Below are 13,655 nucleotides of genomic sequence, written 5' to 3' on the forward strand. Positions count from 1 at the left end.
AGGTGGCCGCCAACCCCAACAACGCACGGCCCCTGATTCGCAAGAGTCAGGGGCCGTACGCGTTTAATACCCCCCACCGCAATGAAGGGGAAGGCAGCAGGCTGGACTAAAAGCACAAGAGGCCGGGAGTATGACGCAGAATAGGCTATGGCAAGATGAGGTGAAGGGATAAAAGTAAACCTTAGTGCGTGTAATCACAGCTCGACAATACTAAAGCTGTAAGAGCAAACTATACCATCCTATAAAAGCGAAAGTAGGTGATACATCTGGTTTTGATTTTTAATTCATCTATCAAAGGTATAGCTTAAGTTATTTCTAGAACTTGCTTATAAGCTTACATCATATTAATTTCTTAGCTTAAATATTAGACAATAAAAAGCGGCTGCACTTAGTTAAATGCAGCCGCTTTTTTTAGTAATTGCCTTTCCAACTATATGTTGATGAACTTCGGATTGATCAGGTTCTCCATAGAGAATATCTCATCCCACTTAGCTTGAGTGATCAATTTACGCTCCAGTACTGTGATCTCATGAATAGACTTGCCGGTAGCTAATGCTTCCTTAGCAATTGAGGCAGACTCTTCATATCCCAGTATTGGGTTGAGCGATGTAACGATACCGATGCTGTTCATAACCATATTGCGGCAGATCTCTTCGTTAGCCGTAATGCCATCAATGCACTTACTTTGTAAGGTATAGCATGCATTCTCCAGGAAAGTCAGGGAATTAAATAAACTGTACGCAATAACTGGTTCCATTACATTGAGCTGTAATTGACCAGCCTCTGCAGCCATCGTCACCGTCATGTCTGCTCCTATGACGTAATAGGCCGTTTGATTGACCACTTCCGGTATTACAGGATTTACTTTACCTGGCATGATGGAAGATCCCGGTTGCATGCGCGGAAGATTAATCTCATTTAAACCTGCCCGTGGGCCTGATGATAACAAGCGTAAGTCATTGCAGATCTTAGATACCTTGATGGCACAGCGCTTCATAACGCCAGATACCTGCACATAGGCTCCTGTATCACAAGTGGCTTCGATCAGGTCCTCAGCAAGCACAACAGGCACACCCGAAATCTCCTGCAGTATATCCGTTACCATTTGTGGATAGCCCTGTGGTGCGTTGATAGAAGTACCGATTGCCGTAGCACCCATGTTTATTTCACAGATCAGCATCTTTACTTCATGAAGGCGCTGGATGTCTTCCCGAATCGTGGTAGAGAAACCGTGGAATTCGGCCCCCAAAGTCATCGGCACAGCATCCTGCAGTTGGGTGCGCCCCATTTTCAGTACTTCTTTAAACTCCTCAGCTTTTCGTCCAAATGATTGTTGTAAAGCCTCGAGGCTCTCGATAAAGGCCTGTATCTTCCAATAAAGGGCAAGTCTGAAAGCAGTAGGATATGCATCGTTGGTAGACTGCGAGCAATTCACATGGTTATTAGGATGGAGATAGTTATACGTGCCCTTTGCACGCCCCATGTGCTCCAAACCAATGTTGGCGATCACTTCATTCACATTCATGTTCACGGAAGTACCAGCACCCCCTTGAATCATGTCAGTGACAAACTGATCGAGGTACTCACCCGCAATCAGTTTGTCACTGGCATAAACAATAGCGTCGGTTACCTCTTTGCTCAACACGCCACACTTATGGTTGGCCAGAGCGGCTGCTTTTTTTACATAAGCAAAGGCCTTTATAAATAGCGGCTCTTTTGAGATGGGTGTTCCTGTTATATGAAAGTTCTCAAGTGCGCGTGTTGTTTGAATTCCATAGTAGACCTCATGCGGGATTTCTTTTTCTCCCAGGAAGTCGTGTTCTATCCTTACTTTGTCCATGCTATATGATGTGTTCTTTAAAGCGAATTTATTTACTCCCTGTCTGCTGAGGCGCAGTAGAAACATGTATTTCTATACCTAAATCCTGTGCCACCCCCAGGACGATGTCGCTTGCATATTTCTTCGTGATGCGTAATTTTCCATTCTGGCTATAGTCCGTAATCAGGCTTTGGTTAATGATCAGTTTGGAAGCGTACTCCCCATACTTGGCAATAATTTCTTTTTGCACCGCGGTCATTAATTCTTTGCGACGTTCTGTTTCAGGAGTACGCAGCGGCCTTTGGAAGCGATGCTCAGGATAATCATGGCTGATATGGTTGGCCTTGGCTGCGTCCTTAGCATCCTGCAGTGCGTCCTGTAACATGCGCTCGTTCTTTGGTTTCTTCAGGTTGCCGTGTATACCTCTTGTATGGTTAAGCCATTCGTGTAGGTCGGCGTTCGGGTTGTTGGCTAATTCGACAAGTGCATCATTCGGGATAACGAAATGGGCTGGTTTGTTAAACTGTCGGGCCATATTCTCCCGAAAGGCATAGAGGCCCTTTAAGAGATACTGTTGGTAATAGTTAAGGCGGTATGAGTGTTTCAGACGCAAGTGTGGATTTTCTGATTCAGTATACTTAAGCTGCTCTAAGAGATGGTTCTCTTCCTCAAACCAGTGCATGCGATCCAGTTTCTCAATTTCCTGAAGCAGCTTGGCCTTTATTTTATGCAGGTATATCACATCAATAGCCGCATAGCGAAGCTGGTCTTCGGTAAGAGGTCGTTTATTCCAGTTACTGGACTGCTGTGACTTATCAATCTCTTTGTCAAACTCCTCTTTAAGCACGGTAGCCAATGAAGACCGTTCATAGTTCAGGATCTTGGCGGCAACATCGGTGTCAACTATACCTTTAACAGAGCATCCCATCTTGTCAAGCAACAGAATGTCGTTATTAGAGTGATGGATGATCTTGGTAATTGTCGGGTCCTCCATCAGTTGGAAAAAGGGAGTCAGATCATCAATGTAAAAAGGGTCTATTATAAAGCAGTTTCCTTTGCCATCAGCGATCTGGATCAGGCAGAGGTTAAAGCCATAAGTAAAGCGGTTTTGATCAAATTCAAGGTCAACGGCTAGTTCGCCACACTGCTCTAATTGCTGTATAGCCTGGTGCAGATCTGCATCAGAGGCTACAAGCTCAATTGCCACACCGTCTTCTTCTAAAGATAATTTTTCCATTGGCTAAATTTAAACAAGTATTAAGCCATATCCATACGTCTAATGCTATTTTTCTTCAGTTAGCGATGTATAAAAAAGCCCCCTTTCAGCTTGCTGAAAGGGGGCTTTCCATTTCGTAAATTTATGTAGATTATTGAATAGGTCTTTCTTCTGGAATTTCGTCTGCTACACCGTCATTAACGGTAGTATCCATTACCGTAGTAGTATCGGCTTCCATGTCCATGTCTGCATCGATATCCATGTCAGAGGTTTCTACCTCATCAATACGGTCAGTTTCAGTAGCTGTGTTGTTCTCAGAACCACAAGCTGTGAAAGCAAAGAAAGCGAATGCAGCAAATGCAAATTTTATTGTCTTTTTCATGATTTTCAAATTTTGTTAAACAAGTAAATTTGTACTTATTTATTCGGTTTATACGGAAAGGTAACCCGGAAGATTATTTTTTTTTATAGTAATCCCTGTGAATGTAATGCATCTGGTTGTAAAACAACATTTTAAAAGGGTGGGTGGAGGTTGTTTGAAGAAGCATAGCTTCAGGCCTATTATAGTGGGTTTATTATAAAATAAGATTTTATTTATGTAAAGGCATGGGTGAACTGATGGAGGAAAGAGTACTAAGCCCTTATTATAAGCCATTAAAAAAGGAGCCCTGCTGAATTTACAGGAGGACTCCTTAAGGCCAGTAGAATTCAGTTATTGCACTTCAGCTAAGGACTTCTCCCGTTTTGCTCTGAACTCAGACTTTTCGCGCCATGCTGGATAGGAGGTACCGTTCGCCACACGATAGCCTACCCGGAAGTAAAGCTGCAGATCTTCTACAGCACCATCCAGGTTCCAGTCGTCATACACCTCGTCGCCCACCTTATGATAGTGCTCAGCTGTATATTGCTCTTGTTTTTTGGTTATGAAGTCAGCTGGCTGGTCGCGGGCGACTATGCCTGATTTGGCGTATAGCGCGGGCACACCTTGCTTGGCAAATTCAAAGTGATCAGAGCGATAGAAAGAGCCTTTCTCAGGGGAAGCCTCTGGCACGATACGACGGTTTTGCGTACGGGCCTCCTCAGCCAGTATATCTTCCAGGTCTGAGTTGCCATACCCAATCACGACTACATCCTCTGTAGGGTGATAAGGATTAAGTACATCCATGTTAATATTGGCCAGTGTTTTGTTTAGTGGGTAGAGCGGATTGGACGCATAGTATTTAGATCCCAGCAAACCTTTCTCTTCAGCAGTCACAGCCAGAAACAGGATCGAGCGCTTAGGCTTCTCAGGTAATTGGGTGAAAGCCTTTGCCAGTTCAATCAGGCCTGCTGTGCCGCTGGCATTGTCCATAGCGCCATTATAGATCTGATCACCCTGCAGTTTTTCATCCTTGCCAAGGTGGTCCCAATGCGCTGTGTAAATCACGTACTCATCTTTAAGTTTTGGATCAGCTCCTTCCAGTTTGGCAATCACATTGCGCGACTCTATTTCCCGCAGCTGGTTCTTAATCGTGAAGTTCGCTTTGGCATTTAGTGGTACAGGTTTAAAGCCCTTTTGAGCGGCAGCGTTCTTTAATTTCTCAAAGCTATTGCCTGATGCTGCAAAGAGTTCACGGGCCTTATCTTCCGTTATCCATGACTCGACAGCTACACGGTCCATGTTCTTGCCTGCGTTGCTGATATCGAAGTTTTCGCGACTCCAGCTTCCTGATACCACTTCGTAGGGGTAGCCTGCAGGACCGGTCTCGTGGATGATAATGGCAGCGGCAGCGCCCTTCTCAGCAGCTATCTCATACTTATAGGTCCAGCGACCGTAGTAGGTCATGCCCTTGCCGCCAAACATGGTGCTGTCCAACTGCTCCGGATTATTCGGGCTAGGTATAGGCGGGTCGTTGATGAGCATGACAATGGTCTTGCCTTTTACATCCACACCTTTATAGTCATCCCAGCCATACTCGGGTGCCACTATACCGTAGCCCACGAATACCAGGTCGGAGTTCTTCACATTCACATCCTGAACAAAGCGGCGTGATACAGCTACGTAATCATCTGGGAAGGAAAGGTTGATGGTTTTGCCACCTGCTGTAAAGTTTGCCTGGGGTTGTGCGGTGAAGCCAAACATGGGGACGTTTTGAGCAAAGCTGCCGTCCGGATTACCGGGCTGCAAGCCAAGTTTCTTAAACTCACGGGTAAGGTAGTTTACGGTAGAGTCTTCGCCGGGAGTGCCGGGACTGCGGCCCTCAAACTCATCAGAAGCGAGCACGCGGATGTGCTGCAGGAGGTCATTTGCGTTTATACTCTGCTGGGCAGCAAGCAAACCGGTCGTATCACCGGCAACAGCAGTGCGCTCGCCATCGCTGTCTGCTACTTCCCTGGCATTTTCGTTGCAGCCAAAAGTTACCAGGCTGAGCAAAGCCAGGCCGATCATATCTTTTTTCATAGGGTTATGTAGGTATATTAAAGTACTGAAGATAATACTTTTATTCATACCGTTGGTTGCAACTGGCCGGATTTCGATCAGGCGGCTATTTCCCAGCTGGCAGGAACACCGCGGTGCAGTGCCTTGATCAGGCTGAGGCAGGATGCGAGGTCCTGATACAGTTGACACTCCCACACCACCACCCGTTGCCAGCCGGCTTCCCGGTACAGTGTTTTGTTGCGTTCATCTCGCAGCTGATTATTGATAAACTTTTCTTCCCAAAACCGTAGGTTTGACTTTGGAAATGTAGGTTGGCAGTGAGGGCAGCGATGCCAGAAGCAGCCGTGTACAAAAACTGCTAACCGACGGGATGGGTAGCAGATGTCAGGCTTTCCTGGGGCTTTGCGCCAATGGACCCGGTAACCGCGCAGGCCGTTCTGCCAAAGGGCACGACGCAGCAGAAGCTCTGGTTTCGTATCACGGCTTTTGTTTCCGCGCATGTATTTGCTCACTTTCTCACGGGCAGTGAGGGGAACAGGTTTCTGGCTATACTTTTTGACTTTTTTTCTGGTGGCCAATTTTGAAAGGCTGTTATGATAGTTTTTAACAAACAGCCCATGTTGAAAGTGCCGGATAAAACCAGGATTCATTGAAAACAAAAAGTAGCATACATAGGACACATAAATTTGAATGGTCAGATGATAAGTCTCTTTATTATTCAACACTATATATAAATAGTATATGTGATGGTATGATGTTGATTAAGAGAAGTATTTGCTTATGCGAATGTATAAAGTTTGAATTCTTGTAAATACTCTTAACTTTGCCTTTACACACAGCCGTAAACATTAGTTATGGATAAATATACCTATATCGCCAATGCGCACGGAGCCTACATTGATGAGCTTTACAAGGCTTATCAGCAGGATCCTGAATCAGTTGATTTTGGATGGCGCAAATTCTTCGAAGGCTATGAATTCTCAACTACTTACACTGAGAATGGCCACGAAACAGCGGAAGCTCCAACTGCCGCCCCTGCCAAAGCCACCGCAGCAGGTGAATCCGACAAAGAAGTAGCAGTACGCAACTTTATATACGCCTATCGAAGCCGCGGGCACTTGCGCTCTAAGACCAACCCGGTTCGTGAGCGCAAAGACCGCAAAGCGCTGCTCGACCTGAAGGACTTTGGTTTATCAGAGGCTGACCTGGATACAGTTTTTCAGGTAGGTGAGATTGTTGGTATCGGGCCTGCCAAGCTGCGCGATATAGTAGCAGCAGTACAGAAAATCTATGAAGGCCCGATCGGCTACGAGTACATGTATATCCGTGATCCGGAAGTACTGTCCTGGTTACAGAACAAGATTGAGAACGAGTCCCTGAACTTCAATCCAGGTATAGAATACAAGAAGCGCATTCTTTCTAAACTGAACGAGGCAGTTGTATTTGAGAACTTCCTGCATACCAAATTCTTAGGCCAGAAGCGTTTCTCACTGGAAGGTGGCGAAACGACTATACCTGCACTGGATGCCATCATCGACAAAGCTTCTGAGCTAGGGGCGAAAGAAGTGGTGATCGGTATGGCGCACCGTGGTCGTCTGAACGTGCTGGCCAACATCATGGGCAAAACCTATGAGCAGATTTTCTCTGAGTTTGAAGGCACGGCCACACCAGACCTGACCATGGGAGACGGTGACGTAAAATACCACATGGGCTTCTCTTCTGAAGTAGATACCCCATCTGGTAACAAAGTAAACTTGAAACTGGCACCAAACCCTTCGCACCTGGAGGCGGTGAACCCGGTGGTAGAGGGCTTTGTACGTGCTAAGATCGATTGCATGTACGACCGCAATCCGAAGCAGATCGTGCCAATCCTGATCCACGGTGACGCAGCCGTTGCCGGACAGGGCATCGTATACGAAGTAACACAAATGGCAAAGCTTTCAGGTTACCAGACTGGCGGTACGATCCACTTTGTGATCAACAACCAGGTTGGTTTTACGACTGATTTCGAAGATGCCCGTTCTTCTATCTACTGCACGGATGTAGCTAAAATCATTGATGCACCAGTGCTGCACGTGAACGGTGATGATCCGGAGGCAGTGGTTTTCGCTGTGCGTCTGGCTACAGAGTACCGTCAGAAGTTCGGTAACGACATTTTCATTGACATGGTGTGCTACCGTCGTCATGGTCACAACGAGGCAGACGAACCGAAGTTCACACAGCCGCACCTCTATAACCTGATCTCGAAGCACCCGAACCCACGTGAGGTATACAACAAAGAGTTAATCAGCAAAGGAGATATTAATGCAGAGCTTGCGAAGACAATGGACAAGGAGTTCCGTCAGATGCTGCAGGACCGTCTGGACATGGTAAAGCAGAAGCCGCTTCCATATAATTACCAGACACTGGAAAAAGAGTGGAAAGAACTGCGCCGCTCCAAGCCGGAAGATTTCAATCAATCGCCTGAAACAGGTATAGCAGAGGAAGTGATCCAGAAAGTGGGTACAGCACTTTCAAACGTGCCGCAGGGCTTTAAGCCGCTCAAGCAGATTGAGAAGCTGTTGAAAGAGCGTAAGGAAATGTTCTTTGAGACCCGCCAGCTGAACTGGGCAGCAGCCGAGTTGCTGGCTTATGGTTCTATCCTGGCTGAGGGCAGAGTAGTGCGCCTGAGCGGACAGGATGTGCAGCGCGGTACCTTCTCGCACCGCCATGCTGTACTGCGTGACGCCAACACAAGTGCTCCTTATTCTAACCTGAACTACATCCAGGAAGACCAGGTAAAACTGGAAATCTACAACTCCCTGCTGTCGGAGTATGGTGTGCTGGGTTTTGAGTTTGGCTATGCCATGGCTAACCCGAATGCACTCGTAATCTGGGAAGCACAGTTTGGTGACTTCGCCAACGGGGCACAGGTAATGATCGACCAGTTTATTGCCGCTACAGAGTCAAAGTGGCAGCGTATGAACGGGGTGGTAATGCTGTTGCCGCATGGCTACGAAGGTCAGGGTCCGGAGCACTCTAATGCCCGTCCTGAGCGTTTCCTGCAGTTGGCAGCTGAGAACAACATGTTTGTGACCAACATTACAACACCAGCTAACTTCTTCCACTTCCTGCGTCGTCAACTGGCCCTGCCATTCCGCAAACCAGCCATTAACATGGCGCCGAAGTCGCTGCTGCGTCACCCGAACGTGGTTTCTCCAATAGAGGAATTCACTAAAGGTGGTTTCAGAGAAGTGATCGGTGACAACTACGCTTCTGCCAAGTCGGTGAAGAAAGTGTTGCTTTGCACTGGCAAGGTGTACTTCGACCTGTTGGAAGAACAGCAGAAGAACAAGCGCAAGGATGTAGCCCTGATCCGTATGGAGCAGCTGGCGCCATTCCCTAAGGTGCAGCTGGAAGCGGAACTGAAGAAGTATAAGAACGCGAAAGTATACTGGGTACAGGAAGAGCCGGAAAACATGGGTGGCTGGATGTATATCCTGCGCATCATGCGCAATGGCATTGAAGATGTAGTGGCACGTAAGCCAAGTGCATCGCCTGCAACCGGTTACAACAAGATCCACGGCAAAGAGCAGCTGGAACTGGTTGAAAGAGCATTCGCGATCTAATTAATAGTGATTAGTGACGATTGAAAAGCGGGATGTAATTAATCACTATTCATTCGTCATTAATCATTATTCACTCGTAATTCTTAATTCGTAATTCATAATTGATCAAAAAAATATGAGCTTAGAAGTTAAAGTGCCTGCTGTAGGTGAGTCGATCACCGAGGTAACCATAGCCCAGTGGCTAAAGAAAGACGGCGACCGTGTGGAGATGGATGAGGTGATTGCTGAGCTGGAATCTGACAAAGCCACCTTTGAACTGCCCGCAGAAGCCGCAGGCATTTTACGCATCGTTGCGCAGGAAGGCGATACCATTGATGTGGGCGCCACAATCTGCCGCATCGAGCAAAACGGCGAGGCCGGTAGCGCACCAGCTGCCCCTGCCGCCAAAGAAGAATCCGCTGCGCCGGCTGCACAAGAGTCTGCTCCTGCCGCTGCGCAAGGCACTGGCGAAACCGTGGAGATGCGCGTGCCAACCGTAGGCGAGTCTATCACAGAAGTAACGATCGCCAGCTGGTTGAAGAACGAGGGTGACCATGTAGAAATGGACGAGGTAATTGCCGAACTGGAGTCAGATAAGGCGACGTTTGAGCTGCCAGCTGAGGCTGCCGGTACACTGCAGATCGTAGCCCAGCAAGGCGACACTGTAGAGATTGGTGGGCTGCTTTGCCGCATCGTAGCAGGTGCTGGTGCAGGTGCATCTAAACCAGCCGCTCAGCCAAGCGCTCCGGCTGCACAACAGGCTTCGCAGCCAGCTGCCGCTGCTCCGTCTGGCGCACAGACTTACGCATCAGGTACACCATCACCGGCTGCAGGAAAGATCCTTTCTGAGAAAGGCATCAACCCTGCCGATGTGCAAGGTACAGGCCGCGACGGACGCATCACGAAAGAAGACGCTATGGGTGCTCAGAAGTCAGCTTCACAGCCAACCGCTGCTGTTCCAGCTGCTAAGCAAGAAGCTTCAGCTCCGGCCACTACCGGCGACCGCAACCAGCGTCGCGAGAAAATGAGCTCGCTGCGTAAGACAGTTGCCCGTCGTCTGGTGCAGGTGAAAAACGAAACGGCCATGCTGACTACCTTCAACGAGGTAGACATGAAACCGATCATGGATATTCGTGCCAAGTACAAGGATAAGTTTAAAGAGAAGCACGAGGTAGGCTTAGGTTTCATGTCCTTCTTCACGAAGGCTTGTACCGTAGCCTTGCAGGAGTGGCCGGCTGTTAACGCTATGATTGATGGCAATGACATGGTGTTCAACGATTTCTGCGACATCTCCATTGCAGTTTCGTCGCCAAAAGGTCTGGTTGTTCCGGTTATCCGCAACGCAGAGCAGCTAACGCTGGATGGTATTGAGAAAGAAGTGATCCGCCTGGCTAAGAAAGCACGAGACGGGAAACTTTCAATTGAGGAGATGACAGGCGGTACCTTCACGATCACCAACGGTGGTGTGTTCGGTTCCATGATGTCTACACCGATCATCAACGCGCCGCAGTCGGCTATCTTAGGTATGCACAACATCGTGCAGCGCCCGGTTGCTATCAACGGACAAGTAGAGATTCGCCCGATGATGTATCTGGCGCTTTCTTATGACCACCGCATCATTGACGGTCGTGAGTCAGTTAGCTTCCTGGTGCGTGTGAAGGAGCTCCTTGAAGACCCAATGAGACTGCTGTTAGGCGTTTAATGTATTGAGATAGAAGAGGAGGGGTAAGCGATTAGAGTTTGCTCCTCCTTTTTATTGTGCTTTTGCAATTCCAAGATATGGCGTGAGCTTCCTCGCTCGTGACTTTTATAGAGGGGCCCCTGGCCCCCAGGTATAGCAAACGCTCAACTATTTTCTCGGGCATAGTTCGGCCAGAGGCCTCATAATAATAGACACGAGCGAAGACGCTCGCGCCATATTAAAAGAAATCAAAAACAGAAACGAGAGTATACCTCTCTTCAAAGTATAGAAAGATGAAATACGACGTTACAGTAATCGGCTCTGGCCCCGGCGGGTATGTGGCAGCTATACGCTGCGCGCAGCTGGGCCTGAAAACCGCTATTATAGAGAAGTATAACGTGCTGGGCGGTACTTGCCTGAATGTGGGCTGTATACCTTCTAAAGCACTTCTTGATTCATCGGAGCATTACCACAATGCTGCGCATACCTTTAAGGAGCACGGCATTGAGCTGAATGACCTGCAGGTAAACATCCAGCAGATGATCAAGCGGAAGGGCGAAGTAGTGAAGTCGAACAACGATGGCATCGCTTTCCTGATGAAAAAGAACAAGATCGATACTTACTATGGTCTGGGTTCTTTTGTGAACAAGAACACGATCAAGATTGCAGGTATAGACGGAAAGGAGCAGCAGATCGAAACTGACAAAACGATCATCGCAACGGGTTCTAAACCAACGGCACTGCCATTCCTGCCAATTGACAAAAAGCGCATTATCACGTCTACAGAGGCTTTGTCATTGACAGAGGTGCCGAAGAAAATGATTGTGATTGGTGGCGGTGTAATTGGCCTGGAGCTAGGCTCTGTGTATGCACGCCTAGGCACAAAAGTGCAGGTGATTGAATACATGGATGCCATCATCCCGACGATGGACCGTGCACTGGGCAAAGAACTGCAGCGTGTGCTGAAGAAAACACTCGGCTTCGAGTTCTTCTTCAACCACAAAGTAACCGGCGCTACCAACGAAGGCGAAACGGTGACTGTAACTGCTGAGAATCCGAAAGGTGAAACCGTGACGTTTGACGGCGACTACGTACTGGTATCGGTGGGTCGCAAGCCGTATACGGAGGGGCTTGGCCTGGAGAACGCGGGTGTGCAGATGGGTGAGCGCGGTATGATCGCCGTGAACGACCACCTGGAAACCAATGTGCCGGGTATCTATGCTATTGGTGACGTGGTGCGTGGCGCTATGCTAGCCCACAAAGCCGAAGAGGAAGGTGTGTTTGTGGCTGAAACCATTGTAGGCCAGAAGCCGCACATCAACTACAACCTGATCCCGGGTGTGGTGTATACCTGGCCAGAAGTGGCAGGCGTAGGCTATACCGAAGAGCAACTGAAAGAGCAGGGCCGTGCTTATAAGACTGGTTCGTTCCCATTCAAAGCATCTGGTCGTGCTAAAGCGTCGATGGATACCGATGGATTCGTGAAAGTGCTGGCTGACAAAGAAACAGACGAGATCTTAGGCATGCACATGATCGGTCCGCGTATCGCTGACCTGATTGCAGAAGCAGTTGTAGCGATGGAGTTCCGTGCTTCGGCTGAGGATATCTCCCGCATGAGCCATGCGCACCCAACCTATACGGAGGCCATTAAAGAGGCTTGTCTGGCAGCGACTGAAAACCGCGCTTTGCACATCTAAGTCGAATAACTTACTTATTGTAGAAACAGCATCATCCAAAAAGGGTGATGCTGTTTTGCTTTATAACTATATAGTGATGATAACTCTCAACAAAGATATTACGTTGTATTATAACATGAAAAATTGAAATAGTTATAGCTATGAACGAGCCGCAGCAATCCTTCAACAAAGCATTAAAAATCATGATGGGGCTCGGTGTTCTGCTGCCTTTCCTGGTGGCAAGCTATACTTGTCAATTGCTCTGTACCAGTCTGGTAGAAAAAGCACTTACCTTTTCTGCAGTCTTCCTATTTGTTTTCCTGATTTTCTGGATCGTCGCTCGCACTATTGTGCAGTTTCTGGATGAATAAAAAATAATAGTCAGGCAACCTTTCCCGGATATGCTTCATCTAAGGGGTATAAGCTGATGTTCAACTCAATACTTATACCTTAAAACCATGAAAAAATCATTTCTACTCCTCTTCCTGTTAGCAATTCCTTTCCTGACGTGGGCACAAACCCGAGTGAATGCTTCCGAAATCATTGATAAGATAAACCGTGGTGAAGCTGTCACATACAAAAATGCTGTGATTGTGGGTGTACTGGATCTGACGACGCTGGACAACATGCGCATTGAGAAAAAATCTGATGACAAGTATAGTACGAAGGAGTATCTGAGCACCGTGAAAGTGCCGTTGACCTTTATTGACTGTACATTTAAAGATGATGTGCTGGCTTACTACAACCCTGATAATCAGGATGTCAAGCTATTTAACAGAAAAAACGAGGTGTTCAATACGAATTTTGATAAGGCCGTGCGCTTTGAGAACTGTGTGTTTGAAGGATACAGTGCATTCAAGTACACTAAGTTTAAAGATGACGTATCGTTTGGAGGCAGTCGCTTTCGGCACGAGGCAAACTTCAAGTACAGCAAGTTTTCGAAATCAGCTGACTACAGCAATGTGAAGTTTGAAGAAGAAGCCAACTTTAAATACACCAACTTCCCGCAGACTGCCAGCTTTGATCGTGCTTCTTTCAGGAGAGAAGCAAACTTCAAGTATACGAAGTTCAGTCAGGATGCCAGCTTCAGACAAGCAAACTTCAGAGGCCTGGCTAATTTCAAGTACACCAAGGTAGGCAATAACCTGGACTTTCAGAGAACCGAGTTTAATGGTGATGAAGACTTTAAGTACACACAAGTCAACAACCGAAAAGTATCGAGAGCTGATCTGGTGAACAATTAGAAGTTTTCTACAC

The 13,655-nt window shown here is 47.5% G+C and carries 10 protein-coding genes; 5 read left to right on the forward strand and 5 right to left on the reverse strand.

Annotated features, from left to right (window positions below; translation table 11 throughout):
* Positions 1–430: 430 nt before the first annotated feature.
* The 5 genes from aspA to BW972_RS18595 form a co-directional block, all read right to left on the reverse strand.
* Positions 431–1,840 carry an aspartate ammonia-lyase gene (gene aspA / locus BW972_RS18575; protein ID WP_007655520.1) on the reverse strand — a complete coding sequence of 470 codons (1,410 nt, stop codon included), beginning with the start codon at positions 1,838–1,840 and terminating at the stop codon, positions 431–433.
* Positions 1,841–1,868: 28 nt separating this feature from the next.
* Positions 1,869–3,056, reverse strand: coding sequence for a ribonuclease D (locus BW972_RS18580; RefSeq protein WP_076423243.1), 1,188 nt, complete (start codon positions 3,054–3,056; stop codon positions 1,869–1,871).
* A 130-nt stretch (positions 3,057–3,186) separates the two neighbouring features.
* Positions 3,187–3,417, reverse strand: coding sequence for a hypothetical protein (locus tag BW972_RS18585; RefSeq protein ID WP_007655526.1), 231 nt, complete (start codon positions 3,415–3,417; stop codon positions 3,187–3,189).
* A 330-nt stretch (positions 3,418–3,747) separates the two neighbouring features.
* Positions 3,748–5,475, reverse strand: coding sequence for a M28 family metallopeptidase (locus tag BW972_RS18590; RefSeq protein WP_007655527.1), 1,728 nt, complete (start codon positions 5,473–5,475; stop codon positions 3,748–3,750).
* Between the two features lie 77 nt (positions 5,476–5,552).
* A complete protein-coding gene (locus BW972_RS18595; protein ID WP_234986451.1) occupies positions 5,553–6,176 on the reverse strand; it encodes a very short patch repair endonuclease in 624 nt (207 codons plus the stop codon).
* Positions 6,177–6,308: 132 nt separating this feature from the next.
* Between BW972_RS18595 and BW972_RS18600 the strand changes: the two genes are divergently transcribed.
* The 5 genes from BW972_RS18600 (at position 6,309) to BW972_RS18620 (ending at position 13,642) form a co-directional block, all read left to right on the forward strand.
* Complete coding sequence (locus tag BW972_RS18600) at positions 6,309–9,062, forward strand: 2-oxoglutarate dehydrogenase E1 component (protein WP_076423244.1); 2,754 nt, start codon at positions 6,309–6,311, stop codon at positions 9,060–9,062.
* A gap of 115 nt (positions 9,063–9,177) precedes the next feature.
* Positions 9,178–10,743: a 2-oxoglutarate dehydrogenase complex dihydrolipoyllysine-residue succinyltransferase gene (gene odhB / locus BW972_RS18605; protein ID WP_076423245.1), complete on the forward strand. Its 1,566-nt coding sequence runs from the start codon at positions 9,178–9,180 to the stop codon at positions 10,741–10,743.
* Positions 10,744–11,015: 272 nt separating this feature from the next.
* Positions 11,016–12,419, forward strand: a complete 1,404-nt coding sequence (gene lpdA, locus BW972_RS18610; protein WP_076423246.1) for a dihydrolipoyl dehydrogenase — start codon at positions 11,016–11,018, stop codon at positions 12,417–12,419.
* Positions 12,420–12,559: 140 nt separating this feature from the next.
* Positions 12,560–12,769, forward strand: coding sequence for a hypothetical protein (locus BW972_RS18615; RefSeq protein WP_007655530.1), 210 nt, complete (start codon positions 12,560–12,562; stop codon positions 12,767–12,769).
* Between the two features lie 87 nt (positions 12,770–12,856).
* Positions 12,857–13,642 (forward strand): pentapeptide repeat-containing protein, encoded by a 786-nt coding sequence (locus BW972_RS18620; protein WP_007655531.1) that lies wholly within the window; start codon positions 12,857–12,859, stop codon positions 13,640–13,642.
* Positions 13,643–13,655 lie beyond the last annotated feature (13 nt).

This window comes from Pontibacter lucknowensis, assembly GCF_900156415.1.
In the GTDB taxonomy this organism is placed as follows: domain Bacteria; phylum Bacteroidota; class Bacteroidia; order Cytophagales; family Hymenobacteraceae; genus Pontibacter; species Pontibacter lucknowensis.